This window comes from Paenibacillus sp. G2S3 (genome assembly GCF_030123105.1).
In the GTDB taxonomy this organism is placed as follows: domain Bacteria; phylum Bacillota; class Bacilli; order Paenibacillales; family Paenibacillaceae; genus Paenibacillus_AQ.
In genome coordinates, this window is record NZ_CP126095.1 from 3,679,017 (window position 1) to 3,704,974 (window position 25,958).

Consider the following 25,958-nt stretch of genomic DNA (forward strand, 5'->3'; position numbering starts at 1 on the left):
TAATTATGTTAACAAGTGTATTTTTACAATTAAGAAACAAATATCCATTCACTGCGTCAATATATTTAAATGATCTACAAGGAGCTAAAAATGTGAACTATCTACCGAGCATTCTAAAGACTGTTTTATCTTCCTCTTTGCTCGTGTCTGGAGCTGGTCTATTTTTGCCTAGTGCTCCAGCGACAGCAGCAAATGCAGCGGCTTCACCCTCTATTACAGAAGTAGTTGACTCCGTACCCACAATTAAACCGCTATGGCACGACAAAGCAGATGGTCTAGGAATTTATAGTCAAAAGGTCCCTGTTTCAAATGGATTGTTCTATTATTCGTCAGGCGGCACACTGAAGGCAGCTGATCTTACCACAGGAAAAATAAAGTGGTCCTACAAAAAAGGATCAAGTCCTGAGATTATAACGAATAATTCGGTTTTCTTTATCACTTATGAGGGTTATCTTGTAAAAGTTAATGCCCAAACAGGGAAACTGCTTTGGAAGGTTAAGGCTGCCAAAAATCCGATTGAAATTGGTGCTTTTGCGGAGTTAGTTAACGGAGTGTTATACTTCCGGAACGAGCATGGCGGAATAGCTGCTTATCGTCCGGATACTGGTAAAAAGATCTGGGAAAATAAAGACATCCCTATGTACGTAGGTAGTATCGTAGGTCTTTATGACAACGTATTTGTAGTATCTAGTACCGTAGATAATAGACGCACACAGTTTTTCGGCCTCGATCCAGCCACAGGCAAGAGGTTATGGAGAATTCAAGGTTTTTTCAACTTTGTTGCTTATCGGGATGGTGATTTAATACTCCGTGAGTATGCAGCTGCCTTATATGAAGCCCCTAATAAACCTGTTCAAGGATATCAGATGACACTAACACATGTGGATATCAAAACTGGAAAAGTGAAAAACAAGGTGAACTATAACTCCATTGAAGATGTTAGTAGACTCGGTAATTATTTCACATCACTTCAGGGCTCGTATCTCTATACAGTAGATGGAAGTTTAGATAAATGGGATGGCGCTCCGCTATATCGCTTTATGCTTGGACAAGAAACATCTAGTGAGCCCAAAAGTTATGAAGAGTACGGAAATTGGCTTGCTGGTCCAGTAAATAATATGGCTTTTTTCCAAAAAGACACACAGATCACTGGTGTTCAAGTCAATAATGGACATATCATAAGTTACAACGGACCGGACAGTCCCGCGCTTAGCGCTCAATGGATTGGTAAAGGTGTCTACACTGGCTATGAGAATGGCTACTTTTATATCATGAACGCAGAAACAGGAAAAGCACTCGGCAAAATAAAGACTGGAGCACAACAATATGGCAAACTATTCACTGCGAATGGGATTCTTTACATCCAGACGGAGCACGATCTATTCGCTATTTCTCTGCCAAAAGAATTAAAATAGCGGTTGTTACGCCTCTTCTTCTGAAGCTATTTCTCGCTTGAACTCACTGGTTCGACTCTCCAGATGAACAGAGCCACCATTTCCAATCTGGAAGGTCGTCCCAGACCCAATCGATAGAATTTTAATATATTGCATATTAATGGTTGATTCCCCGGCATCATTCAAAATCTCGAATTCGTCTTCTTCATTCACTTGGTTCGACCAGGTCGCAAAAGGGATATCTAAGCATATTGCCTCTCTATTATTGCTATAAACCTCCTGTATGTTGTGTAAGTAATTTTCTCTACTTCCCAAAAATTTGGACCGAATCCGCTCTACAGATCCACATATAAAAATAGAGCTATCCGACAGATTATTAATATAAACGTCTTGTATACGTGAAGTATGCATCGTTAACTGCCTTTTTTGACTTGATCCGGAGCACTCGGAGTATATTCTATTACGCTGTCAAACGCCGAGGAGCAAGTAATCGTCTGGGTATCCCCTACCAAAAACACTGATGAACCCGAGATCGAAAACACTTTTACTGCGTTTACATTTATCTCTCTGTTAATCACGGTCACTTTCATGCGGCTCCCGCCTTCCAGTTATGTTTATTTCCAAATGCCGTTCTACGGCCATAACAATATCTCGTTTGATTTGCTCTACTATAGAAGCACTTTCCTCTTCAGTGTATCCACGCCCTTCCTCTGCGGCAGGGAGCTGGCTTACATACTCGTTAATCCGACCATCCATCTGATTCAGCAGATCCTGGGTTACCATTTGGATGTAATTCTCATCAATACTTAAATTCTGCTCTCTTTCTAAACGTGAAAATTGTGAGGGAACTTCCTCTTGCACATATTTCAAAATCTCTGGACGAATTTTATCCGATAACGCGGTTATCCCTCCTTCCTGCTCTCCGATAGGTTTACCGTTGATCATTGCTTCATCTAGATTATTTCCCTCATTTGGTGTTATGCCTATATTTAAAGTGCCTTCCAGCTTCTCGATTTTCAATTGTTCAAAATGATAATTTATAGGACCTATACTTGCAGTTTTATTATTCTTTATGCTGTCAATGTCACCTTGTAAATCTTGGAGCTGTTTCTCTAGCAGTTGAATCTTTTCAGCTTGCACTCTTAATGCATTAAAAACTTGCTGAACATAATACGGGTGCATACAACCCCCTCCTATGGTTTATTGTATGCGAAGTATAATAACCTAATTCTAGCGTGTATATAGTTCAGTTGGTGGAGGCAACAGCACAAGCGGTGATTCACTTATCCCTGATGATGGAGCAGAAGGAAAGTCTGGAACGTCACTAGACTGATAACTATGAGACAAGGCATTAATTCGGCCGGAAGTGCCGATCTGCAAAACCGATGAATTTGAGATCGTACCAATTTTCAGATGATTGACCGATATGCACTGATACACCGTAATATTCATGTAAACCCACCTTAAGGAGGCGATACTTGATCCACCACATCCGAATCCATTGTATTAGTGCTGCTAGCCTGGTTATTCGTAATGTTTGTACCTATGGAGTCACCTATGGAGAAGGAGTTGGCGCCGGCATAGATTTTGGAGTTACTACTCAAGATAACGGATGCCGTATTTCCTACTAAGACTGTGGAACTAGGGCCCACGCTGTTGATTTTAATGTTGCCGATGATTGAAACCACCAAACCACTCCTCCTTTCGGAATGATAACCTATTCTATGTAGATATTCGCCCAGATGTCACTGAATAAGTCATAAGCCCATACAATGGATAAAAAATGAAGGAGGTTCAGCGTTCATGAGTCCGAATAAATCGAACCCTTTAGATTGGATGAACGAAGATCCCTTTTTTAAGAAAAAGTTATCCTTAAAGTCGCTTGAAGAGCAATGGAAGCTGGATCCAAGCCAGATCGATGGCTATGTTGAAAAAATAATCAGAGAAGCTACCGCGTCCACCTCTTCCTCATTGACGGAAGAAACCTCAAGTCTTCATTTTGAGCATCTGGACACACATAATTATCTGATCACAAAAATTCGTATTCCAAGTGGAATTCACCCCGAAAGTATATGGGCACAAATCAATCGAACACAAATCAAATTAAACGGTCTTGGAAAAGATCATAGCGAGATCATCCCACTCCCCATTCCAGTCAATCCGGATCAGAGCAGAGGCACTTATAAACAAGGCTCTTTGCAATTCAGAATGCCGAAAATGTCAGCAGGTAAATTTAGAGATATCGACATCCGTTATTTATAAAAAAAACCTTAAAATCCCTCCTTTTCACTCGTCCAAGTGGCGATCTACCCTCAAAAAAACGTCTTAGAATCAAAACAGCGTATAATTTAAGTTATGCGCTGTTTTTTGAGGGCATTTTCAGCCTTTTTTATCCTTTATTTTGTCTGCAATCACAATAGATTTTCTAAGCTTCTTTATTCGAACTTTAAGGTTCCCTCTCTCATAAGATAGGATATCAATCGCAAAGGTGGGCTATTTATGTCCAAAAACAAGCGCGGAAAAGCACTCTGGCGTATGCCATCCCGAGGTAGAGGAACATGTCCGATCTGCAGCAGCACTCGTATTAAGCTTTTGTATATCGGAAAAGGACTTTCGGGTGAGAAGGTTAATGTGTGTAAGAAATGCGAGGGTAAACAAGTAACTCCTTCTTAACTAGGCCAGTGGATTACTAAAAAAAGTGCAATTCTGTCATCGAGTCTCGATGAAACTGAATCACACTTTGTTTGGTAATCCCCCACCTCAAAAACTATGGGAGTTCTATACGATACCGTCTTTCCTCACTTGATAAGCTGAATCCGACAGATTCATAAAGATGTAATGCAGAATCATTATCGGTTAACACCATTAAATTAGCTTCATCAAGTTCATGTGTTCTGAAATAATTTAAAGCTTGTGAAAGCATGTACTTAGCAATTCCTGATCTTCTCCACGGCTCAAGTACAAATACATTTTCAATATACCCACTTTTCTCTTCCTGCCATACCATCAAGCTACCAACAATCCTCTCCCCTTGCCGAACAACCATCGAGTTCCAAAGAGGATTTTGCTTAAACTGAGATAGTCGCTCTTTACCTAGTGGAGTATCTGGCCAAACCTCAGCTTCCAATTCTAAATAATGATCTTCTTCTTGAGACGTCTCCATCATCCAAGTAGCGAATTCAAACTCCTTACTCAAAGTGGGGCTAGGCAAAGTGTCATTAAGTTTATGATTCATTTTAAATAAGCTATTGTATTGACTGAAGCCCTTTTCTTTTTCAAAAAATTGCGTGTTCGCGATCTCCGACGAGTTATTCCCCACACATAGAGTCGTTTTGTACTCTGCTGATAAAGTTTCCTTTAGTTCAAGTGCTCTCAAGAGGAGCGTTTGATACAAACTCTCTAATAAATCATAGTCTTCTTCTCGTTCAGTAATTGTTTTCAAATTCAAATAGATTGAATGTCTGCTTTCCTCTGAGCGCCCAGGTGGCACAATATTTATGATCTCTACTTGACCTTTAGCAACCATTTTTCCATTTTCAAAGGCGCAGTACACATTCTCCCAGTTATCCTCATCACCAACCCACCAAAAAACAGCATTTTCCCGCGCTGTAACCGAGTTATATAACTCACCCAGTAATGGCATGTCCCCTTGTTCAAAATGACGGATCGTTATTCCTTCTGATGAAAGAATCGTAGATTTTGTCAAAACAAAACCCCTTTTCATATAAATTTTGGCATACATTAAGGGTAGCACATCTCTTCCAATTTCACTTGTTAATGAATAGTTATAATTAATTCTTATATACCGTAACATTTTTCGAATGAACCCTGTCTTACTTATATAGGGGGACTAAATGATGAAGAGACGATTTTTTATAGGCATTTCTATATTTTTAGTGGGTATTGTGATAGCTATAGGGATCGGTACGATATCAAATATCCTAACTCCATTTAAGAGTTTCTCGCTCACTGTAGATAATCAGTCGGATGATGATATTAGCTCTATTGAAATAGGTTTAATCGATATGGACTCCAAGGAATTGTTTACAAGTCCCATCAAGAAAGATCATATGAAAAAGTTCAAACCCACACTAAACTTAAGTGGTGAAGGTGCTATTTATCTTAAATATACTGATGCCAAAGGACAATCCACCCAAGAAACAGTATGTGGCTATACAGAGTATCTGTCTGGTTATTCAACAATCACGATTACTAATGAGGGCGTAACTGTTGTTCAGCAATGTAATTAAATGCGTCCCCCCCCCAAAAAAAGAGGACGTAAACCCTTTAGGTTCACCTCCTCTTTTCATTTATTTAGCTTACAAGTCTTCTCTAAGATAAAAAGCCGCCATGACAATTTCACCATTTCATCTATTCCGAATTCCAGCTACCAACTTAGATCATTCTCAGCACGCTTATAATCGTTTACGCCTTCACCAGAAGACTTAATTGCCAGGTCACGCCAAATCTGTCCGCTACCCAACCGAATTTAGGACTGAATGGGTAACTTCCTAGAGGCATAAGGATCTGTCCACCTTGCGCTAATGATTCGAAGACCCGATCAATTTCAGCTTCACTCTCACAATTTACATATAAGGATATCGCTGGTGTAAAGGTGAACCCATGCTGAACATGGCTATCTATACACATAAATACTTGTCCATGTATAGAAAAGGAAGCCTGAAAAACACTCCCTTCAGGTCCTGCTTCGTTCGGTCCATAGCGCTTAATACTAATAACTTCGGAATCATCAAATAAGGAAGTATAGAAATTCATAGCTTCTTCTGCCTTCCCTTCGAACATTAGAAAAGGCATTATCTTTTGATTCGTTTCCTTCATGATTGTCCAGCTCCCTATTGTGATTTAATATAGATCAGTTCATATCATTAACGCTTTCGTATACTTTCAAACGGGCATACACGGTTTCGAGAACCGGATATGCATCTTGACCCGGTAAAGCCATAGCTAGAAGAGCACCATGTAGATGATCTGCTTCTACAGGTAGTTGCTTATGCATGTCCCGATGCATGGATGAAGTAAATTCGGGTAGCACAGAAAGCATCTTTTGCATCGTGGACGCTGCCATTTCCGGTCCCACAGGCATTCCAGCATGTTGAGCCAGACTCACAATCTCTTGCAGAAGCTGCTCATAGATAGCACGTGCTTTAGGGGATGCCAAAATAGGTCCAACTGAGCTATCCATTAAGGTTGTAATCCCACTTAGACTAGCTACAAAAATATATTTCTGCCACACTTCGCGCTGAATATCAGAACTTAATGTCACTGCGAAACCAGCATTATCCAAATGACTCAGAAGCAACTGTGTTCGTTCTGACTCACCAACTGCCCATTCACCAAACACAATACTATGGAACGAACTGCTTTGAACAATAGTACCTGCTGAATCTAGAGTTGTTTCTATATAACAGAGACCACCTAGTACATGTTCTGGGCCAAAACGCTTCTGCAAAATGCTAAATTGATCATAACCATTGAGGAGCGGGAGTATTAGTGTATGTTCACCGACGTAGGGTTCAATGTCATTCATTACCTGAGGCAAATGGTATGCCTTGACCGCTATAATAATGCAGTCGAAAGGCTTTGCCCCTTCCCTATATGTAGTTGTTCGCACTGAAGTCTGAAAATCTCCATGAACACTTTTTACGATCAAGCCGTCCGCCTCTAACTGAAGCTGTTTAGCAGTACGTACGAGAAAAGTAACATCTTCTCCTTTTTGAACTAAACGCCCCCCGAAATATCCACCTATAGCTCCTGCACCCACGATAAGAAAACGCATGATAGTCTCCCCTTCTTTTTCCTAAATTTGAACAAACAAAAAGACCTTTTAGCTATTTGCTAAACAGGTCCGAAAGGCAAAAAAAGAGTCAAGTATCGACCGTTCTTTTGTCTCGGTCCTTACGGATCAGAGCAAAATCCAACGAGTTCACCTCCATGGCTACAAGTTAATTACTATTCATTTATCAAAACCTATTAGAGCACCATTCGATGATTTATCGATACAGTCTCTCTGGTTAGTATAGCAAAAGATAACATTCCTGTATAACAGTATTTGGGGAACTCTCCTTAAAGACTTGTAGTTTTGATCCACAGTTTAGAGATATCCAGAAATCCGAATGAGCTGGTGTGAAGTCCAAACAAGCTTTGATTTAGCTGCGCTTTTTTATTCATATGACAGCCATATAACACCCAATAGTTATCTCTAAGCAAGCCTTCTGCTTGATTCAGCAACCTAATTCTTTCTTCCTTAGGGGATTGCGTGAAATCGGTGAGTACATCTGAGAATAACAAGATCTGATCGTCACTGAGCAGAGAAAATAGATAATTACGTTTATTATTAAAGTAGTTAACCATTCCCCACTGCCAATCATCTTCAAGTACCTCTTCAGCAAGGAAGATCTCTGCGGTGTTCTTTAAATCTGCTGAGTTAAACTCATTCAATAAACACAGTTCAATTTGCAGACCTACTGAAGCTGCTCGTGCTTGAAGCCACAGGGCTTCTTCTCGCTCTTCTTTTTTATCCTTTGTAGCTAAAGTTAACGTTTCCCCCTGATAGCCACTTGCCACTAGAACCTCTCTCGCGTGTTCCAAGCTAGGCTCAATAATGCTTCTCTTACTGCTCTCCCAAGGTAAAAAACTATCCGCAGGGGTACTACGGTTCCCTCCTAACTCCGTAATTAAGGCAGCACGACTGTAGAGGATTCGTATGGCTTGCCGAAATCGTTGATGTTGATGAACACCTTCCTTATGGAAATTGAACAAGAGATATCGGCATCCCAAGGCAGGGTAATCAATACTATGGTTACAGATGATATTAGGTAATAAACCTTCCTTGGCGGAGTCTGGTAGTTCATACAATCGTTCACTTGAAGCTTGTTCTGGCAAATACCAGATTTCCACACGATCTAGCAGCGGGCGTATACCGTAATAATAATCAAATGCTGCGAGGACTAGCACATCTTCATTAAGATCTAGTAAACGATAGGGTCCTGTTCCACTCACTTCATTAGCGAGATCTACGTCATGAGGAAGAATCGACATATGAATACAGCTGAACATGTGGAGAAAAAAGAGATTCGGACGAGACAGCTCAAACCTGATTCTGTGATCTCCTTCTATCTCTACTCGTTCAATATCTTTGTACAGGCTTAATGCCGGACTGTTCAAATCTATAAGGCGCTGAAAGGTCTCTTTTACATCTCTCGAAGTCATAATCCTGCCGTGATGGAACCGCACACCTTTACGGAGATAGAAAATATAACTTGTACAATCTTCATTGGCTTCCCACATATGAGCTAACCCGGGGAGAAAGGTATCGCTTGCCGCATCATAAGTAACTAGTGTGCTATAAATTTGTCCGAGTAAGTAGGATTCAAACGCGGTGTATACATAAGCTGGATCTAGCACTTCCATATGCCGATTACGTGTGATTCGCAAGACGTCCAACCCTGATGTCGACTCAGTTTCACTACGGAAGCCCATCTGCTTGTTTAACACCAATAATAACCGTTCCTTTAATGGGTCGCTAACCTGACCACGACTTAATAACTCTATAGCTTCTTTAATCTTCCCCTTATTAATCAGTTCCTGAAAGCTGTCCTCCAGCACCTCTTCAATCGTTCGTAGAAAAGTTAGCTGCGAAATATTCCCACGCCCTCTTCCCGGCTGCCAGTGTATAAACCCCTGATCTTCAAGCTTTCGCAGAATAAACTTTACATTACGAGGAGTACAGCACAGAATCGAAGCCAGTCTATCTATCGTCACAGGAATAGCTGCCCCTATATCTATTGGGGATGGGATGGCTATTGCTAAACATAAAAAATGATTATTAATATGGTCCACGAACGTTCACTCCTTTAAAGGTGAAACAATGTAACTATTTCTTACACTTTTACTTCCCCCTTTTATCATTATAATTATACATATATCAGTAATGAATATGCAGTACTAATATTATAGCTATCAGATTAGGAGACCTTTTCAATTATGAATCAGCATCTAAGGCATATTCACCCATTAGCTTGGACTATCATTGTCGGTACAATGTTCGGACGTTTGGTAACTTCAATGAGCATTCCGTTCTTATCCATCTATTTAACTCAAGTCCTTGGAGCTACCCCCACCCAAACGGGGATTACGGTAGCCGTCAGCTCGTTGGCGGGCGTAATGGCCAGCTTCTACGGAGGATATATCTCGGATATTGTAGGCCGCAAAATCGTCATGTTAATCTCCGTATTCGGCTGGGCGGCGGTATTCTTCGGATTCTCTGTTGCACAACATCTGTGGGTGTTCTTCCTGGTGAACACCCTGAACGGATTATGCAGATCCGTTTTTGAGCCCACATCACGGGCACTTTTATCCGACATTACACCAGCTGAAAGTAAGCTGCTTGTATTCAATCTTAGATACGCTGCGATAAACCTTGGTGTTGTCTTTGGTCCGATTATTGGAGTGCAGCTCGGTTCTGCCGAATCTACGTTTCCCTTTATGATCGCTGGAATTGTATATGTTGCATACGGTCTTGTGTTATTCGTGCAATTCAAATTGCATCGTTCAACCATGGAGAGTCATACTCAAGCTGAACCACCACGTTTACTTGAAGCCTTGGCAACAACCGGTAGAGACCGTGTATTCTTGCCAGTTCTGCTCGGTACAATCTTTTGTGTACTAGGATACGGACATTTTGGCTCAACTATGGCGCAATATTTAGCAATGAACACCCATTTCACAAATGGTGGGCAATTATTTTCCTATATGTTGTCACTCAATGCCATCACAGTGCTCGTAGTACAGTATCCTATCGTACGTACTGCTAGTAAATTCTCACCGATTGTTCCATTGATTCTCGGGAATATCTGCGTTGCATTCAGTCTTCTCTTAGTAGGTTTGGCTGAAGGCGTAGCCCTTCTTATGTTCAGTGTGGTTCTGTTTACAATTGGGGAAGTTCTGCTCTTTACGATGATGGATATGTTAATTGATCGGATCGCAAAGCCAGAAATGAAAGGTACGTACTTCGGAACGATTGGCTTTAACAATTTGGGAAGTGTAATCGCGCCAATCTTCGGAGGTGTATTACTAGATCATTATGGAGCTCAGAACGGTCTTACGATCTTCCTGCCACTCGCTTTAACTACAGCTATAGGTCTTCCTTTTCTATTCGTAGCGCACAAGAGGCTTACTGCCAGAGAGAAGTTAACGCATGGTGTTGAGACTAACACGGTTAATGGATGATTTAGTTTTTCTGGTCTCTAAAGTTTTTTACGGACTCAATATTTTCAGGGTAAATACCTAAATTGTCCCATAGTGTCAACACTTTGTTCGTTATGTCATCGAATACTTTTACATCATTCCAGTTACCATAGGATTCATGTATCTTATGTAAGATCGGTGAAAGGTCCTCCCATATTCCATCTAAATACGGGTATTGCCCACATATAACGGACGATGGATTTAAATCTCTTCATTGCAAAAGAACGAGAAAAAATCTAATGTAATCTCACGTGAAAACAAGCCCACTACGCCTATACGGGCATTGTGGGCTTTGCTGCTTAATCTTACTTGTAAATTGAAGTATCTAGCGGAATAATGAACCCGCCGTCAACAGCTTGTGTCACATTTATTGTGATGTTCTTTACTCCAGAAATATCTACCTCAATCGTCTGGAGATCACTATTAGGCGAAATCTTCTCTACTTTTTTAAGGAGCACATTTTTGTCATTATCCCTAATTTCAAGAGACTCCACTTCCTTGCCGACTGCAGCGAATTGCAGAACAAGCTTCTGATATCTGCCGTTAGGGCTGAGCGCGGTATATTTAATATTGGAATTAGGTGCGCTGTAAAGAACTTCCTTATAATTCTTGCCGCCGTATTTGGTCAGTGCAGGGTCCTTGGTATGCAGACTGGTGTTAAACTCCTCCTGCTTCACGGGAACGCCTGCCTGCTGTTCGCCAATAATCACCTCTTTGGCTGTCCCGTCATAATTCACCGGAACATCCAGCAGCTCAGAAACAGATCGTACCGGAAGATACGTAGTTCCTTTATAAGTAATGGGAAGCACCGCTTTGCCATTGCCATCTTTGAGAGTGGTAATCTCCCCGTTCACTCTGATTTTTAAATCTCCGTTTAACAACGCTTTAATTTCTTGGAGATGCGAGCTCGCGAAAACACCTGTGCCCATGCCCACTAAAAGTATCATAGTACCGCATAAAGTCGTAACAACCTTCTTCTTCATTTCTGTTTTCCTCCTCTTGGGATTTCTTCAAATCCAGGAACTCCGGAAACAACGGTTATTTGAGAGATAATCTCTCTGAAAGATTACGCTACATGTGGGATAGTCTCTGCGTTTTTAGAGTTGAAGATTTCACCACATTATATCACGAAACCCAATGCTTCATTTCTATTTCTCCCTTCTTCCAAACTACTGATTAACCCAGCCCATTCTAAAAGCATATAACTATATTCTCCATGCGTACTTCATTCCCATAGCAGTGCCAACTACTCGCCAGATCCACGGGCTGTCTCTTTCAATTTTTTGAATTAACTGACTCACTCGTCTCTGGGATACACCGATTAGCTTGACCAACTTTTTTTTGTGATGTGGATGTTGAGATCCTCCACTTTACTAGGTATTAAAATAAACCTTTGATTTGCATCCCATCTCTTTTGGGTCACTACAATGATGTGACCGTGCATCCAAAAGAATCAGGAGCTCGAGCTGCAGGCTCGCTGCTCAGCCGTTTGCTAATCGCCATCCAGTCTACAACTTTATTTCTCAGTCTAATACTTTATTTTCTTCTGACATTAATTATTTAGTTATTTAACCGCTATTCGAGTGCCATTTATAATTATTGCTTTAACTTTGGTAATATCTAAAGGCGCTTTCGTATCCCAACTTGAATTGAAGGTATGTTTATCAGGGTTTTGGCTTCCTCCACCACCTTCCAATGGGATAATACCGTCTACTGTTTCAATTTCAAGTAGCATATCACTGACCATGAAATTCTCACCTTTATAGGTACCGATTACTTGTAATCCTAAAGGACTGAGGGTTATATATTCAAAAAGATGACCTTCAACTGAAATATCATTTTTCCAAGTACGTAAATTGGCAGTTGACTCACTTGAATTTGCCGCCACCTTCCAGTTGCCTTCAACCCCAGAATAAACGGAACCAGTATAATAAAGAGTGTATTTACTAAGATTCTCACTGCTTACAGGAAATATAAATTCTTCATATTTATATTTAGCGTCATCATAATCGTTATTTTCAAGATCAAGAAGGTTATTTTTCTTATCACTGAGAAAGACCAAACTATAATCATTGGAGATTAAATTACCGTCTGGATCCTTTAGAGAAAGCATGGCATCACTAGGACCAAACTCTTTATTAAAAATTTTCCCTATCTGCACATGCAATTTTCCATCTATAATACCGACATTTGAAACCCATTGATCTTTTTCACCATGGGGCATGGAAGCATAATCCCCTGGCATAAGTGCCTCTGTTAATGAACTGAGGTCACTTGGTAAATTACTGCCCCCCCAAATCTGTGCTTTTTCAATAGCAATCGTTTCTACATCTTCAATTCCTGTAAGGGATACGGAAATGGGTTCGTCTTTATAGGCTTTTTCGTTAAAATAAATAAGGAAACTGCCAAGCTCCAACGGATCTGTTAATGGTGTGTCTGGATCAGCCGTTATATTAAACTCATAATAAATGGTATTCGTATCTTTATTAAAATTAAGCATTTTTTGTTTCCATGACATGCTGGCTGATAAAACTTCGTCTCCACTTTTGGCTCCCTCTTTTGTTGGTGAATGCATTTTTACATTGAATCCGTCTCTAAAATCAGTTTGTTCCGTCAATCGGTTTTGACCTGTTCTATCCTGAAGAGATAGGTATATAATCGCCCTATTATCATATTTCTGTGCACCGATAACCTCCATGCGAATTCCTTCGTCCTCACTATAGACTCCTACTGGTTCAACAATATTACCAAAATCAGGATTAAACCTCTTTATAAACCAATCAAAACTCCCAAAAGAGGAAGCAGTTGCACTAGTAACTAATACGAACGATATCGCAATAGCTGCAATTGTTGACCTTGTCCACCGTTTGCGGTGTCTAGCAGGCATGTCAGCACTACCTTCATACAATCGGCTTTTAACCTGTTCTGCAAGTTTACTTGAATCAACCGTAATTTGGGAAAACATTTCATGTATATGTTTTTCGTCCATATTAAATTTGCCCATAGTTAGACTCCTTTCTACCATATGCAATATTAAGATATTTAACTATTTTATCTTTAGCCCGTTGATATTGTTTGCGTAATGCAGCTGGAGAACTTCCTGTAAGCTGAGATAGTTCCTCGTAACTCTGCCCATCCATAATCCGCCCATATAACAAGGCACGTTCCATAGGTTTAAGCTTCTGTAACGCACGAAGCATCTCATCACTCAAACCTTTATCTTTCTCTGGTAAAACTACTTCACTACGAATATCATGAAAATAATGGATCTTACGCTTTTTTAGTTGATTTAAACAGTGATTATATGTAATTTTGTACAACCATGCGGATAGGTTATTGCCATCAAAAATATTCCGATTTTGATAGGCTGAAAGAAAGACTTCTTGTACAATATTTTCTGCTTCATGATAATCACATAGAATCGCCGTTGCATAGCGAAGGAGTTTTTCACCATAGAGATTGATTATCTCTTCCAGTTCATCTTCTCCGCCATTAACAAACCTTTTTCCAATGTCTATTTCCTCCATAAGCTCACCTCCTTTTATTTTTCAGCCGACTGTACCCTTATAACAGTTCAAAGAGCTGTTTTGTGACATAATTTTTAATTTAATCGATATTTTATTAATTAAAAATGAAAGTGGATAATACAAGTCGATTTTCACCACCAAGGTATAGCCAGCCCATGTCGGGTACACTAAAAATAGCCAACCCTTTGATAGTAAGGGGGTTAGCTGTCAATTCCAACAAGTTAGATGGAGTTTCTCTTGAAAAAGGAAAGCTGTTGCTTGCACGCTTAGAAAAAGATGTTCCAGAAGAAGCAATGAATAAAGCCCAAGCCATATTAGTGAATTTTCATCACACATGCAGAGGCAAACCCACATTACGGAACTGGAAAAGGAGCTACTATCTATCGATTTAAGAGTGATCAATTCTCTTCTTACTACACAAAAATTATTCATACTAATTCAAGGGATGCAATTCATGTTTTGGATGGTTTATTGCACCGTGAGACGGATCTAAACATAGAAGAGCATTATACAGATACGGCAGGTTACACAGACCAAATCTTCGGATTGATTCATTTATTAGGATTTAAATTTGCTCAAAGAATAAGAGATTTATCGGATACAAAATTATTTACAATAGATAAAGCAAGTGAGTATCCAAAATTAGAAGCAATTTTACGTGGACAAATAAATACAAAGGTCATTGAAGAAAAAAGAGGCATTAGTTAACATATTTTTAATTATGTAAACTTAATGACTCAGTTATTTACATTTTTAAGGAGCGGGAACGTTTCATTGCAGAATCTGCGATAAAACGTTCCCTTTTCACACGAGATTATGCTAATTATAAATCCCCTGTAGCAAATTCGCCTGTACTTTCACATATTGTCTCAGTTTCAAAGGTTCCACAATCTCGGCTTGACCAAGTATCCCCCAAACATTCGTACATGCACTATCATAGCTAAACATATTTACAGTAAGGGTTATTTGATCTCCTTCCTCTACCCTATTCATGATCTCCAGCCCGTGTATAGAAGCCTCTCGGCTCTTATTCGTTCTAATTAATACCGGGTAGATCTCTTCCTCTTTACAAGTTTGCTTAAATCCCCTCTCCTGCTGCTTCCAGTGCCCATCTAAAGAGAAGTCCTGAGGGATAGCATACTCTTCGTCTATAAGCTGCGTAGAGGCGATTCGCTCACATTTAAACGTGCGAATTTGTTCGACTTCTTCACAGTAGGCTATAAGATACCACTCTTCTTTTTTCACAACAAGACCATAGGGCTGTACTTTCCTGATCGAAATGACTCCGTTAATCTTGTGGTACTCTATCCATAGTTTATGAGTTCTCCATACGGCAGTTCGAATCACTTCCAGACAATGGATTTCTACACGTTCTGACCACCAAGGCGTATCATCGAAATAAAATCGTCTTTGTGCCTTCTGGATATCCGCCTGATAGGAAGCGGGTAATGTTTTTTCTAATTTCAACAGGGTTGACTTTAGCTTTAATCCGGACTGAGTATGACCGCCAGTATGGATCCCCATTCCCGTTAGATATAGATTGATTACATCTTCTCCATGAAGCTGATTTAGGTTAACTGTATACCCGTCCATCAAGGAGATGCCACCATTCGGTCCCGGCGTAGATAACAGTGGTATTCCAGCTTCAGCAAGTACATCAATGTCTCTATAGATAGAACGTACGGAGGTTTCCAAGGCTTGAGCTAGGTCATTAGCCTTCATCTTCCCTCTCGATTCCACTAATAATAAAATTGCAATTAAACGGTGCAAGCGCATGGCGAGCCTCCAAGATTATCTTTTTTTTATAGTTTACATCATAATTCTTGCCAAGCTGTTGTCAACAATAGAAGCTTATAATTAGTTCATTACATTAAAGGAGCTGATGCACATGAATATAGGCGTATTGGGAACTGGGTTCGGAGCTTATCACGCGCAGTTATGGACGACAATGGATCGAGTAGACAAAGTAATTATCTTGGGTAGGAACGAAGCTAAGCTGCAGGAGCTAAAACAATCTTTAGGCGTTGAGATAACTACTCATATTGACGATATTATGCTTGATTCCACCATCGAAGTGATTGACATCTGTTTACCCTCTAATTTACATAGGCAATATGCTGTTGATGCGCTTAAGCATGGAAAACATGTATTCTGTGAGACACCCGTTTGCTTCAACTTAGAAGATGCCCTTGCGATGAAAGAAGCCGAACAACTGTATGATTCGCGAATTCTCGTCAACCAGTTTATTAAATTCGATCCTGCGTACAAATATCTTTATGAAGCGACTCATAATGAGAAATACGGAAAGCTTTTATCTCTCACCTTAAAAAGAGAAACGCCTCCCTTGTGGGGTGACCTCGGTCTACACGCTATCTTTACAAAGCTGATGATTCATGAATTGGATTTTGTGACCTGGATGCTGGGGACTATGGAGCTGCACTCGGTTTGGGGAACCGATGGTAGTAAAAGTGATCAAGCCTTAGTACGTGCGATTTTTCAACAAACTAATGTATCCGTAGAGATCGTTGTATCTTCACAAATGCCGACCTCCTATCCTTTTTCGGTAGGTTTTGAGGCTTATTTTGAACAGGGGAAACTTGTCTATCTAGAGAGTGACAACATGAATGGAACTGTTGAAAGCTCATTAATTGAGTATACCAATGTAGGTAAACAAGAACTTTTGTTAGATCCAGTTAATCCCTATGAAAAAAGTTTGGAGCATGCACTCCAGTCTCTAGAGGAGGATACTTTGTCGGTCATTGAGTTAGAGGCTGCCATGCAGCCAATAGAATTAGCCATTTGGATTGGAAAAAAGCTTGTATAATTGTATGAGGAAGTGTAATAACCTTTTTCAGGGGTTTTGTTAATAGGGTGATCATTTGTTGTAGCTTTGATGTATAGTGGATAAGGTGTGATAATAATTTTGATTTTCTATTGTGAATTTTTCATATGATGAAATCGCAGAATTTATTTTTATAAGTAAGCACTCTCTGAACTTATGATGATTGCAATCAGAAATAAGAAATAGTTAACATAATAATTATTATGTTAACTAGTTTCAGAGAGTCTATTTTCCACACTCGTTCACCGCTTCTTTATCGCAAGTGCAAAACGCTCTATCGTCTCTTTCGATAATCCATTTACACTCTTATTTTTCCCTTTTACCACTCGCAGAACCATTCGATCTAATACAGTCAACTTCTCTTCGTAAATCTCATCTCCGAACACTTATTTTGTAACTGATTGGTTATACACCCCCTCTGGAAATGAAGACTTGAATTCCTATGTGGCTTGCTCCCCCTTCGCTCCTACACAAATAAATAAGCCAACACGCTTCTTACCTAGTTCATTTTGATATTTTGATCTTAGATCTTCCTACTGTGTTAAAGGCGCACGGATATCCCTGGTTGCTATTGAAACCATTGAATTCAAATAACAAGAAATCAGTGCTTCGACCTGTTCTTCAGGCAAGTCCTTTTCCACAATCAAACGCATAATTAATCCGAACGCAGCGCTCCATATCACTTGAGAAGTAAGCTCTATCGAAGATTCTTTATGTAGTTCTTTCGATTCAAACCTAGAGAGACATTGGCAGAGCATACCAATCGCTTTACGCTCCTGAGCAGCTCCCTTAAATAGAACAGCTGTGTAACTAAGGACAGCCGGTGTATCGTTCAGCATTACATTACGGTATTCTACACTTGTGGACAGGGTCATCCTGATCCATTGCTCAAGTGATTGTCTCAAAAGCATCTCTGGTGGCAGTTCATGCTCTGCCTTTCGTTGTACGGACTGAAGCCCGTCAACCATATCTGTATATTTCTGTTGCAAATATCTCACTACAATTTCATCTTTCCCCTGAAAGTAATGATAAATAATTCCCGGAGAGTACTCGATTTTCTCAGCAATTTTGCGGATGGATAGTTTCTCAATACCCTCCTCTGATATCAACGAAGCCGTAGCCTCTAATATCCTTTTCTTCATTTCCTCACGTTCACGCATTTGCCGTTGTTCTTTAGTCATCTTGCCGTCTCCTTATAATTTGAACATCGTTTAATCATTGAACACTGTAAATATATTTTGTTATAAAGTTATTTTCTATATAGTAAGTCACATGCAAATCCTCCAACCTTTAATTTCATATCCAGGCATAAAAAAATCCGCCAGTCCATTTAGACTGGCGGAACCCTTATTCATGAAGTTAAAGGATTACAGACAAAGAGTTTTTGTGATGATAACCAACAGGATAAACAGAACCAAAATAGCTCCTGTGTTAGTAAATCCACCGTATCCTCCTGCGAATTCGCCCATTTTAACTCCTCCTTTGTAATTGAGTACATCATAAGATATGCTAAATCCCCATCTCTGCTTGGGTATAATGAACAAAAATAGCCCAACTATCCCGTTGAGGTTGTTGGGTTATTCATTATCAGTTTACATAATATTGATTATGTAAACTGATAAGTGTTAATCTCTTGAACGGTAAAATAAGCATTAATTTTTGATGACTACAATATCGCTATTTCCCATTCAAATATTAACCCTATTATTATTTAATGTATTGAAGTATTGGCTCGGATTGCCTTGTGGTGGATTAAACCGCTCTTGAAATTCTCCATTTGTGTACTCACCAATCACTTTATGCCAGAAATTACGAGCTGGCGTATTCGCGCGTACCTGTGATACCTTCCAGTCGCCTGGGTACATATCAAACAATTTATGCGCAGCCCAGGTCCCAACACCGCTCCGACGATATTTTTGCATTACAAAAAACTCAGTCATATAAAATTGCCCCTCAGGGTTACGCAACAAGCGTTCTACCAAAGCAAAACCAGCAATTTGTCCGCCTACTTTGAACAAATACGCAAACTTATTGTTGCCACTACTCCAAAAAGATTCTAGTCCCGGATAGGACGGATATATTCCATCTTGGTCTACATCAAGCTCCAGGTATCGTGTGAAATCATATAGATAGAACTGCATTAGTTTACTTATCGTCTGTTTCCGCTCTCTGGGAACCAGCTCCATTCCAAGTTCCATTAGGTGCACCTCTGTCAATTATGTTTACTTCACATCATATAACTTAGTTCTTTCAGGAGCAAGTTCATCGCTTATAAATAGCTTTAATCCAAGCCCATAGGGGGACAAAACATGATAAGATAGTAGGAAGAAATTATATGCAAACTATGGAAAAGGTGAATCACATGAGCGTTCAAAAGAACGATGACCGAAAAAAACTGGATCTAAAGCTACCTCTCATGCCTTGGTTCGTTCAGCAGTTTATTGACTATAAGCGACCTGATCTATCCCCATCCACCCTCCTGGAGTACATTCGGGACTATGAGTCCTTTTTCGGATGGCTGCGTGCAGAAGGTCTCTCACAGGCCAGCTCCAACACAGAGATCACGCTACTTGAATTAGAAACCCTGCATATGGATAGTATTGTTGGATACCGCCTGCATCTTACTACCCGAGCAGAGGGAACCAATACACGTGTAACCGTGTCCCGTAAGTTGTCCGCATTACGCTCTTTGTTTCATTATTTAAGTCAAATTGCTGAGGACGAGAACTTCTATCCGTTGCTTAAACGAAATATTATGGCCAAGGTTGAAGTTAAACGAACACATAAACCTAAGGATACTGCTGCTAAATTAAAGGGCAAGATTCTAGAAGATGAGGAACTGCTGGAATTCGTGGGGTACATTTTCGAAGGATATGGAAGAGATGTTGAAGGAAACAAGCAGGCTTATTATTCCTTTCAATTAAATCGCGAACGCGATGCCTGTATTGCCAGCTTAATTCTGAATTCTGGCCTTCGTGTATCCGAAGTAGTCAATCTTAACGTGGATGATCTGGATGTTAACAACAAGCTCATTTATGTCACCCGAAAAGGGAACAATGATGAAACCTTCAAAACCCCTGTTTATTTTCGAGAACAAGCTAAGGATGATTTAGCCCTTTATTTAAGCCTACGTCAATCCCGATATAAAACGCCAAAGAGGGAAAAAGCATTGTTTATCGCTTTGCCCAACGGACGACAAGAAGGCAAACGCATGACCAAAAGAGCCATTCAAGAAATGATTATTAAATACGCAAAGCGCTTTGGTAAGCCCTATCTAACGGTACATAAGCTTCGGCACTCTTTTGCAACAGACTATTATCTGCAAAATGATATTTATAAAACGAAAGAACAGCTCGGGCATGCTTCCACAGAAACAACCGAAATCTATGCTCATCTAACGGACAAAACGATGTCTGAGGCGATTGAACGCCGTTTGGATAGTTAATTTTATTGCAAAAAGCCGGCCATACCCCATCCGATTTTTATGGAAAAGGTGTGGCCGGCTCTCTTTTTAATGGTTTAGAAAGACTGATCAAATTAGTATTAAAGTTGAATGATTGGTTTTTCTGTTGTGAATTTTTCATATGATGAAATGTTGTAAATAAAGTCGTGGCCTATCAGATGACTAGCTTGTTCCATCGTAGGTTAATGTCAAAAAGTTCATTTCTCCTATATCCTATCCGCGTATTTCTCCCGGAAGCTTGATAATAGTCACTTTCGCTCCCGCAGATATTCCTTTTTCCTCTGGTGGAACAACAATCAAACAATCGCTATCCTTGATCGTAACCATCACGGAAGATTCATCAATACCTGCTGGAAAAGCATAAAGGCTGCCGTCACGGATCTCTAATCGCGCTCGAACAAATCGAGTAAAGTTGTTCACTCTGTTATAATCTGTACCCAGTGTGGCGCTCCATTCTGGTAAGAATGGCTGTGACGCGCTCTGCATTAATCTAATAACCGGACGTGCGAACAATTGAAACCCAACGAAACAAGCACCTGGATTACCTGATAAGGCTAATAGCAGCTTACCACCTCTAACAGCAGCAGTAGTTACGCTCCCAGGACGCATCGTTACTTTATTAAACAACATATCTCCACTCTCTTCACGTACCAAATCGCCCATGATATCATAATCTCCTACCGATACTCCACCCGTTGTGATTACAAAATCATAAGTTTCTAATGCCATCTGCACTTTACTTCGAGCCAGCTCCAGATCGTCCACAATAGATCCCAGCATCACCGGGTCCCCCCCTGCCTCTTTGACTAAGGCTTCAAGCATAGGTGAGTTGCTGTTGCGAATTTTGCCAGGCTGTAGCGGTTCATGCACCTCCAGCAGCTCTGTTCCTGTCGCAAAGATAGCTACCTTAGGCCGACGATAGACTTTCACTGTATGTACCCCAAACGCTGCCAGAACAGCTATATCCCCTGCAGAGATTAATCGCCCCGCTGTCAGCACTAGCTCACCAGGGCTTAATTCCAGCCCCATCGGTGTGATATTAGACTTTGCTTCCTGCTTCTTTCGAATACCAATGTACGTCTTTCCTTCCTCCTCACGTGTCTCCGTTACTTCTAGCATAACTACAGTGTCTGCGCCTGACGGCACCTCTGCTCCAGTCATTATCCTTGCTGCTGTTCCCGAAGTTATATCTACCGATGCCACAGCGCCACATGGAATATTGTCCACCATTTCTAACCATACGACTTGTCCATTTACACAGTGATTTGTATCTGCTGCAATAATTGCATATCCATCCATGCTAGAACGGTTAAACGCGGGAAAAGGATGTGGCGCAATCACTTCCTCAGCTAAATAACGACCACAACACTCATTCAAAAAGACCTCCTGTGGCTCTAGTGGTTTAGCAAATTTGATTATTTTGGCTTGTGCCTCTTTTACTTGAAGTGCTCTGCGCTGAAATTTTTGATCCGTCATACAATGCCTCCGCTCTAAATCGTCCATTTTTGCAGTACAATAGCTACTATTTTATCATGAGCCATCCTGATGTTAAAAACGAATAGCAGAAACGACAAAATTCCTTACCGATTTCAGCTAAGAAGTTGCACAAAAAAAGATGCGATCACAAGATCACATCTCCTACAAATCATTTCTAGGATGCTCTAATTACCTTCACATCTCCAGGAATTACTTTTTCCCCTTCATAAAGCATGAATCGTCCATGTTGCCACTCTACACGCAGAAGTCGAGAATCATCTGATTGATATTGCCATACATGCTGCTCTCCGCCATTCATAAAAGGGGTTTGGCCAGCAACAGCAACATATCCTTCATACTCTTCCTCCAGAAAAAATGTATAATCATCCAGCTCAAGTGTTGTTGGAACTTCAGCAGGATTATCTAAGCGCCCATCGATGGGTTTATACAATCCATATTGTAGCTGTTCCCGCTCCTCAATATGCAAATAGGCAATTTGACTACCATCTCTTAATGTCAGTACTACCGCATTTCGTCCACGATTATGGGTCCTACCGGTTACCTCGTAGGTAACGAGCGATACTTCACAGATGTCTCCGGGAGACAAATTAAGCATACTTTTCTGAACTTCCTGAGGCACTGGTTTGGAGAAAAGATTACCTATACGCTTCCATATACTCAACTTGATCGTTCCCCCTACATAAATGCAGAAATAATTAATGCTCCCGTAATTTGCAGCGAGCCTGATAATAAGCCGTACCCGATTTTGCCAAGCTGTGTACCATGATCCAGATCCAGATTCCCCCATTTAGCTAAGAGAAAACGGACCGTTCTTTCCAATATAAGCAAAAGAAAAAAAGATACAATCGAGACCAGCAAAGCATCTGGCAGGCTGTTAGAAGCAGCTATCGATGACGATAAAATGAAAGCCTGTGCCAATAGCTTCATCACAAAACGTGTAGTAACTGCCATATTTCCAGCCTTTAACTCTTCTAAATCATTGTATCGAGTGAAAAGTGAATCTACGAACATCAGCACAAACAGCAACACCGCGCCGCTCACTGTCCACACGACCATGGACACCAGGATATGGAAATCCATTCTATAGCCCCCGCTTATTCATTTTGCATGCCTGTCATAAGCATAGATAAAGCGAAGAGGAAACGATATTCCTGTCTCCCCTTCGCCTGTGAACATCAGCCGTGAAACGGCTAAGATCAAATGTTATTGCTTCTCGTATTGTTTCATCAGAGCAGCCAATTCATCTTCCACTGCTTGATCTTTGTTCAACTTCTCGAACTCATCATCAAGTGATTTGTTGCCCGAGCTCATCTCGTTGCTAGCTTCTGCTTGAGCTTCTGCTTGCATCATTTTTTCTTCCATACGTTTCAGGCCAGCAGATGCGGAATCAGAGCTGAAACCACTCATCGCTTTATTAATTTCGGTTTGAGCTTTGGCAGCATTATAACGAGCAACCAAGGTTTCACGTTTGTTCTTCATTTGAGTAAGTTGCTTACGCATTTCTTCAAGCTTCCCACGAAGATTATCCGCAGAAGCTTTGTTCTGATCGAAGCTAGCTTTGTATTCTACCAGTTTAGCTTCAGCAGCCTTCTTCTCTTCCAGTGCACGGCGAGCCAGATCAACATTACCAGCTTGAGCTGCAGCATGTGCCTGTTGTGTACGTTTGTTAACAAGCGCTTCCTGCTCTTCATACAGCTGCTTGAATTTCTTCTCAATAGCGATTTGAGCCGCTACCGCTTTTTCTGCATCTTCCAAATCTTCGGTCATATCACGAATGTACTGATCCGTCATTTTAATCGGGTCTTCTGCTTTGTCAATAATCGCATTCACGTTAGACATCGTTAAATCGCGCAATCTTTTAAATATAGACATGGTTTCATTCCTCCAAAAGATAATTTAAAAACTCACTTGATATCTTTTACGCAGAATTGCCAATTCCGTTTCAAATTTGTTGCGCTAAATATTGATTAACTTTATTATTTACTATCTCTACGACCTTCATAATGCCTTCTTTCGAGAGATCGTCGTAATGAATCCCCATCACCACTGTGACTGTCCTATTTAGAGCCTTAGCTACCCTGATCGCAATATCTTCGCTAATTGTATGCTCTTTATGATGAGGAACGGCAGAGGTCTGCACTTCCACCCGCTCTCCATTTAGATAAGCAGTACTTGCTGCTCCAATGTGACGAACGCCTCCACTAATTACAAGCAAGAGATCACGTCCGACATGCGTCACCGTCAGCTCGATATCGTCAGGGTTAATCTTGTTAGAAGCCAATAGTATCTCCTCACTACTCCACTTTATATAATGCCTCTTATTTCATCCAAGGATTGAATATTCTCTTGCACCATGAATTGCCCAAGCTCTTCAACTAGCTGACTACCTGCTCTTAAATTCATAAAATTGTAGGTTCCCACTTGGATTACCGAAGCACCTGCCATAATAAATTCAATAATATCCGTTGCTGTGGTGATGCCTCCCATTCCGATCACAGGAATAGATATGTTCTGTGCAACTTGATGCACCATGCGCAAAGCGACTGGCTTAATCGCAGGGCCGGACAGTCCGGCATACAAGTTATTAAATACACTACTTCTCCGTCGCACATCGATTTTCATACCAGAAATGGTGTTAATTAATGAGACAGCATCTGCTCCCTCTTCCTCACACATTTGCGCCATTTCAACGATATTCTCAGCACCTGGAGACAGCTTTACAGCAAGTGGAAGCTTGGTGGCACGTCTAACAGCCTGTACTACCTTTCGCGCTTCTGAAGTCTTGATTCCAAATGCAATCCCACCCTCTTTTACATTCGGACAAGAAATATTCAATTCAATCATATCTACAGCAGTTTTACCTAAGCTTGATCTGAGGTCTGCATCACGTTGGATCATTTCTGCTCCAAGTACGTAGTCCTCAAGGGTGCCGCCCCCAAGATTCACCAAACGAGCGGTATCGAGTGTTTCCCAATAAGGGCATTCTTTTTCCAAGAACGCGGCTACCCCTGGATTCTCCAATCCAACACTATTCAGCATGCCAGAGGCTGTCTCGTATACTCGAGTGCCAGGATTACCTGCTTTGGGATGGAGAGTGAGCCCCTTCCCTGAGATTCCACCTAACATAGACATATCATACAGCTTGCCATATTCACGACCAAAGCCGAATGTTCCTGAAGCCATTACAATCGGATTCTTAAAATGAACGCCTGCAATCGTTGTGCTCATCTTAGTCATGGAAAATCACCTCCTCAGAAAGGAACACAGGTCCGTCTGCACAGGCTTTTCGCTGACCATCACGACAAGAAACACTACATACAAGACAAGCACCAATGCCGCAAGCCATTCGATTCTCTAGAGAGAGGTAAACTTTTGTTTTGCTGCCTGCCTCTTCAGCCGCTATGCCTTTAAGCTGTGCAGCTTTAAGCATAGGATGCGGACCACAGACAAAAACATGATCATATTGACTAAAATCTACACGATCCAAAATAAATCCGCCTACATCTACTGTAAGCTCGGCAGCTAATGGGCGAAAAGCTTCTGTCCGGTAAGCTTCCCGACTAAAGCCTAGAAAGATATCACAACCAGGGAGCTGCTTCGCACAATAATATAGTGGCGCTATTCCGATCCCTCCACCAATAAGTGAAACCTTGCCTTCGACCTGCGGGAATCCCGTACCAAAAGGTCCTTCTAGCTCCACTGAATCACCAGGGGTCAACCGTGAAAATATCTCAGTGCCTTCCCCCACTACGTGATATAAAAATTCAACACTATCTTCGTTCACTTCATGTATACTTAACGGTCTGGAAAGGATGGGATAAGCTCCCCATGCCCGTAACATGTAGAATTGACCCATTTTACCGCCACTATTCGTTTCAACCTTAAGGTGGTACACTCCGTCTGTTAGCCTATCGTTACTTAAAACCATCCCCACGTTATCAAGCTCCTTCAAATTTTATCTTTATTAA

At 40.8% G+C, this 25,958-nt stretch carries 31 protein-coding genes and 1 pseudogene; 8 read left to right on the forward strand and 24 right to left on the reverse strand.

Annotated elements, in window-relative coordinates; all coding sequences use genetic code 11:
* Window positions 1–92 precede the first annotated feature (92 nt).
* The gene (locus tag QNH28_RS15995; protein ID WP_283907570.1) at window positions 93–1,415 is read left to right on the forward strand and encodes an outer membrane protein assembly factor BamB family protein; all 1,323 of its coding nucleotides are present in this window, start codon (window positions 93–95) and stop codon (window positions 1,413–1,415) included.
* Window positions 1,416–1,421: 6 nt separating this feature from the next.
* Here the strand turns inward: QNH28_RS15995 and QNH28_RS16000 are convergent, their stop codons facing one another.
* From QNH28_RS16000 to QNH28_RS16020, 5 genes are all read right to left on the reverse strand, one after another.
* On the reverse strand, window positions 1,422–1,607 hold the full coding sequence (locus tag QNH28_RS16000) for a hypothetical protein (RefSeq protein ID WP_283907571.1): 186 nt from the start codon (window positions 1,605–1,607) through the stop codon (window positions 1,422–1,424).
* A gap of 200 nt (window positions 1,608–1,807) precedes the next feature.
* Window positions 1,808–1,984 (reverse strand): spore gernimation protein GerPD, encoded by a 177-nt coding sequence (locus QNH28_RS16005; RefSeq protein WP_283907572.1) that lies wholly within the window; start codon window positions 1,982–1,984, stop codon window positions 1,808–1,810.
* The gene (gene gerPC / locus QNH28_RS16010) at window positions 1,965–2,576 is read right to left on the reverse strand and encodes a spore germination protein GerPC (protein WP_283907573.1); all 612 of its coding nucleotides are present in this window, start codon (window positions 2,574–2,576) and stop codon (window positions 1,965–1,967) included. The genes QNH28_RS16005 and gerPC overlap by 20 nt, the downstream gene beginning before the upstream one ends.
* Before the next feature lie 48 nt (window positions 2,577–2,624).
* The gene (locus tag QNH28_RS16015; RefSeq protein WP_283907574.1) at window positions 2,625–2,846 is read right to left on the reverse strand and encodes a spore germination protein GerPB; all 222 of its coding nucleotides are present in this window, start codon (window positions 2,844–2,846) and stop codon (window positions 2,625–2,627) included.
* An 11-nt stretch (window positions 2,847–2,857) separates the two neighbouring features.
* Entirely contained in the window at window positions 2,858–3,082 is a 225-nt protein-coding gene (locus tag QNH28_RS16020; protein ID WP_283912169.1) for a spore germination protein, read from the reverse strand.
* Between the two features lie 115 nt (window positions 3,083–3,197).
* Between QNH28_RS16020 and QNH28_RS16025 the strand changes: the two genes are divergently transcribed.
* Both QNH28_RS16025 and QNH28_RS16030 read left to right on the forward strand, forming a co-directional pair.
* The gene (locus tag QNH28_RS16025; RefSeq protein WP_283907575.1) at window positions 3,198–3,656 is read left to right on the forward strand and encodes an Hsp20/alpha crystallin family protein; all 459 of its coding nucleotides are present in this window, start codon (window positions 3,198–3,200) and stop codon (window positions 3,654–3,656) included.
* A gap of 237 nt (window positions 3,657–3,893) precedes the next feature.
* Window positions 3,894–4,067, forward strand: a complete 174-nt coding sequence (locus QNH28_RS16030; protein WP_283907576.1) for a hypothetical protein — start codon at window positions 3,894–3,896, stop codon at window positions 4,065–4,067.
* Window positions 4,068–4,161: 94 nt separating this feature from the next.
* On the opposite strand, the gene QNH28_RS16035 is transcribed toward QNH28_RS16030, so the two are convergent.
* Window positions 4,162–5,136, reverse strand: a complete 975-nt coding sequence (locus QNH28_RS16035) for a GNAT family N-acetyltransferase (protein ID WP_481858320.1) — start codon at window positions 5,134–5,136, stop codon at window positions 4,162–4,164.
* A gap of 112 nt (window positions 5,137–5,248) precedes the next feature.
* On the opposite strand from QNH28_RS16035, the gene QNH28_RS16040 reads away from it, so the two are divergent.
* On the forward strand, window positions 5,249–5,644 hold the full coding sequence (locus QNH28_RS16040; protein ID WP_283907577.1) for a hypothetical protein: 396 nt from the start codon (window positions 5,249–5,251) through the stop codon (window positions 5,642–5,644).
* A 175-nt stretch (window positions 5,645–5,819) separates the two neighbouring features.
* On the opposite strand, the gene QNH28_RS16045 is transcribed toward QNH28_RS16040, so the two are convergent.
* The 3 genes from QNH28_RS16045 to QNH28_RS16055 form a co-directional block, all read right to left on the reverse strand.
* Window positions 5,820–6,233 (reverse strand): VOC family protein, encoded by a 414-nt coding sequence (locus tag QNH28_RS16045; RefSeq protein WP_283907578.1) that lies wholly within the window; start codon window positions 6,231–6,233, stop codon window positions 5,820–5,822.
* A 34-nt stretch (window positions 6,234–6,267) separates the two neighbouring features.
* On the reverse strand, window positions 6,268–7,191 hold the full coding sequence (locus QNH28_RS16050; RefSeq protein WP_283907579.1) for a ketopantoate reductase family protein: 924 nt from the start codon (window positions 7,189–7,191) through the stop codon (window positions 6,268–6,270).
* A 287-nt stretch (window positions 7,192–7,478) separates the two neighbouring features.
* The gene (locus tag QNH28_RS16055; RefSeq protein ID WP_283907580.1) at window positions 7,479–9,254 is read right to left on the reverse strand and encodes an ABC transporter substrate-binding protein; all 1,776 of its coding nucleotides are present in this window, start codon (window positions 9,252–9,254) and stop codon (window positions 7,479–7,481) included.
* A 144-nt stretch (window positions 9,255–9,398) separates the two neighbouring features.
* Here QNH28_RS16055 and QNH28_RS16060 point away from each other — a divergent pair, with 144 nt between their 5' ends.
* Window positions 9,399–10,643 carry an MDR family MFS transporter gene (locus QNH28_RS16060; RefSeq protein ID WP_283907581.1) on the forward strand — a complete coding sequence of 415 codons (1,245 nt, stop codon included), beginning with the start codon at window positions 9,399–9,401 and terminating at the stop codon, window positions 10,641–10,643.
* Between the two features lie 323 nt (window positions 10,644–10,966).
* Here QNH28_RS16060 and QNH28_RS16065 read toward each other — a convergent pair whose 3' ends face one another.
* The 3 genes from QNH28_RS16065 to QNH28_RS16075 form a co-directional block, all read right to left on the reverse strand.
* Window positions 10,967–11,644 (reverse strand): stalk domain-containing protein, encoded by a 678-nt coding sequence (locus tag QNH28_RS16065; RefSeq protein ID WP_283907582.1) that lies wholly within the window; start codon window positions 11,642–11,644, stop codon window positions 10,967–10,969.
* Window positions 11,645–12,225: 581 nt separating this feature from the next.
* On the reverse strand, window positions 12,226–13,665 hold the full coding sequence (locus tag QNH28_RS16070) for a hypothetical protein (protein ID WP_283907583.1): 1,440 nt from the start codon (window positions 13,663–13,665) through the stop codon (window positions 12,226–12,228).
* Window positions 13,652–14,188, reverse strand: coding sequence for an RNA polymerase sigma factor (locus QNH28_RS16075; protein ID WP_283907584.1), 537 nt, complete (start codon window positions 14,186–14,188; stop codon window positions 13,652–13,654). Before QNH28_RS16075 ends, QNH28_RS16070 begins: the two co-directional genes overlap by 14 nt.
* Window positions 14,189–14,524: 336 nt before the next feature.
* Here QNH28_RS16075 and QNH28_RS16080 point away from each other — a divergent pair.
* A pseudogene (locus tag QNH28_RS16080) lies at window positions 14,525–14,872 on the forward strand (Tn3 family transposase); the annotation flags it as partial.
* Between the two features lie 135 nt (window positions 14,873–15,007).
* Here QNH28_RS16080 and QNH28_RS16085 read toward each other — a convergent pair.
* On the reverse strand, window positions 15,008–15,964 hold the full coding sequence (locus QNH28_RS16085; protein ID WP_283907585.1) for a helix-turn-helix transcriptional regulator: 957 nt from the start codon (window positions 15,962–15,964) through the stop codon (window positions 15,008–15,010).
* A 112-nt stretch (window positions 15,965–16,076) separates the two neighbouring features.
* Here QNH28_RS16085 and QNH28_RS16090 point away from each other — a divergent pair, with 112 nt between their 5' ends.
* Window positions 16,077–17,012, forward strand: coding sequence for a Gfo/Idh/MocA family protein (locus QNH28_RS16090; protein ID WP_283907586.1), 936 nt, complete (start codon window positions 16,077–16,079; stop codon window positions 17,010–17,012).
* Window positions 17,013–17,272: 260 nt separating this feature from the next.
* Here QNH28_RS16090 and QNH28_RS16095 read toward each other — a convergent pair whose 3' ends face one another.
* From QNH28_RS16095 to QNH28_RS16110, 4 genes are all read right to left on the reverse strand, one after another.
* Window positions 17,273–17,416: a hypothetical protein gene (locus QNH28_RS16095; protein ID WP_283907587.1), complete on the reverse strand. Its 144-nt coding sequence runs from the start codon at window positions 17,414–17,416 to the stop codon at window positions 17,273–17,275.
* A gap of 147 nt (window positions 17,417–17,563) precedes the next feature.
* Complete coding sequence (locus tag QNH28_RS16100; protein WP_283907588.1) at window positions 17,564–18,211, reverse strand: TetR/AcrR family transcriptional regulator; 648 nt, start codon at window positions 18,209–18,211, stop codon at window positions 17,564–17,566.
* A 186-nt stretch (window positions 18,212–18,397) separates the two neighbouring features.
* The gene (locus QNH28_RS16105) at window positions 18,398–18,499 is read right to left on the reverse strand and encodes a YjcZ family sporulation protein (protein ID WP_218832623.1); all 102 of its coding nucleotides are present in this window, start codon (window positions 18,497–18,499) and stop codon (window positions 18,398–18,400) included.
* A gap of 219 nt (window positions 18,500–18,718) precedes the next feature.
* Complete coding sequence (locus QNH28_RS16110; RefSeq protein WP_283907589.1) at window positions 18,719–19,228, reverse strand: GNAT family N-acetyltransferase; 510 nt, start codon at window positions 19,226–19,228, stop codon at window positions 18,719–18,721.
* Window positions 19,229–19,392: 164 nt separating this feature from the next.
* On the opposite strand from QNH28_RS16110, the gene xerS reads away from it, so the two are divergent.
* Complete coding sequence (gene xerS / locus QNH28_RS16115; RefSeq protein ID WP_283912171.1) at window positions 19,393–20,475, forward strand: tyrosine recombinase XerS; 1,083 nt, start codon at window positions 19,393–19,395, stop codon at window positions 20,473–20,475.
* A gap of 231 nt (window positions 20,476–20,706) precedes the next feature.
* On the opposite strand, the gene QNH28_RS16120 is transcribed toward xerS, so the two are convergent.
* The 7 genes from QNH28_RS16120 to QNH28_RS16150 all read right to left on the reverse strand — a co-directional run bounded on the left by QNH28_RS16120 (window position 20,707) and on the right by QNH28_RS16150 (window position 25,924).
* Window positions 20,707–21,969 (reverse strand): molybdopterin molybdotransferase MoeA, encoded by a 1,263-nt coding sequence (locus tag QNH28_RS16120; RefSeq protein ID WP_283907590.1) that lies wholly within the window; start codon window positions 21,967–21,969, stop codon window positions 20,707–20,709.
* Window positions 21,970–22,144: 175 nt separating this feature from the next.
* On the reverse strand, window positions 22,145–22,651 hold the full coding sequence (locus QNH28_RS16125) for a DUF4178 domain-containing protein (RefSeq protein WP_283907591.1): 507 nt from the start codon (window positions 22,649–22,651) through the stop codon (window positions 22,145–22,147).
* A 14-nt stretch (window positions 22,652–22,665) separates the two neighbouring features.
* On the reverse strand, window positions 22,666–23,070 hold the full coding sequence (locus QNH28_RS16130; RefSeq protein ID WP_283907592.1) for a DUF350 domain-containing protein: 405 nt from the start codon (window positions 23,068–23,070) through the stop codon (window positions 22,666–22,668).
* Between the two features lie 123 nt (window positions 23,071–23,193).
* Window positions 23,194–23,862 (reverse strand): PspA/IM30 family protein, encoded by a 669-nt coding sequence (locus tag QNH28_RS16135; protein ID WP_283907593.1) that lies wholly within the window; start codon window positions 23,860–23,862, stop codon window positions 23,194–23,196.
* 70 nt (window positions 23,863–23,932) lie between these two features.
* Window positions 23,933–24,271, reverse strand: coding sequence for a prenylated flavin chaperone LpdD (lpdD, locus tag QNH28_RS16140; RefSeq protein ID WP_283907594.1), 339 nt, complete (start codon window positions 24,269–24,271; stop codon window positions 23,933–23,935).
* Between the two features lie 23 nt (window positions 24,272–24,294).
* A complete protein-coding gene (locus QNH28_RS16145; RefSeq protein WP_283907595.1) occupies window positions 24,295–25,227 on the reverse strand; it encodes a dihydroorotate dehydrogenase in 933 nt (310 codons plus the stop codon).
* Complete coding sequence (locus QNH28_RS16150; protein ID WP_283907596.1) at window positions 25,220–25,924, reverse strand: dihydroorotate dehydrogenase electron transfer subunit; 705 nt, start codon at window positions 25,922–25,924, stop codon at window positions 25,220–25,222. The genes QNH28_RS16145 and QNH28_RS16150 overlap by 8 nt, the downstream gene beginning before the upstream one ends.
* Window positions 25,925–25,958 lie beyond the last annotated feature (34 nt).